1 protein-coding gene is annotated in these 285 nt (G+C 41.4%); it reads left to right on the top strand.

Annotated elements, in window-relative coordinates:
* Positions 1 to 250, top strand: a 250-nt coding sequence (locus tag KHA90_RS25205) for a hypothetical protein (protein ID WP_213308300.1), incomplete at its 5' end; no start/stop codon positions are given.
* Positions 251 to 285: the final 35 nt, after the last annotated feature.

Below are 285 nucleotides of genomic sequence, written 5' to 3' on the forward strand. Positions count from 1 at the left end.
TCGACAATCTTTATTAATCAGCCGTTGTTTTAATGCTGATAAAAAAGGAGTGTTGAATTGGGGTGATAGTAGTCAGGCAAAGTATTTCCACTATTACGAGTATTCTCCCTCTTCGGGTTGGTCGTTGCACACTGTCGATCACTGGTACACGGTTACGGACTGCGGCTCCCGCCAAGCGTTCCTCGATCGCGAACACGCTCAATACGCTTGGGACACATTCAAAGAAATTTACATCAACCTAATTAAATAATACAATGGAATTAACGATAAACACAATTGAAAAAG

Source organism: Flavobacterium psychroterrae (assembly GCF_018380615.1).
Lineage (GTDB): Bacteria > Bacteroidota > Bacteroidia > Flavobacteriales > Flavobacteriaceae > Flavobacterium > Flavobacterium psychroterrae.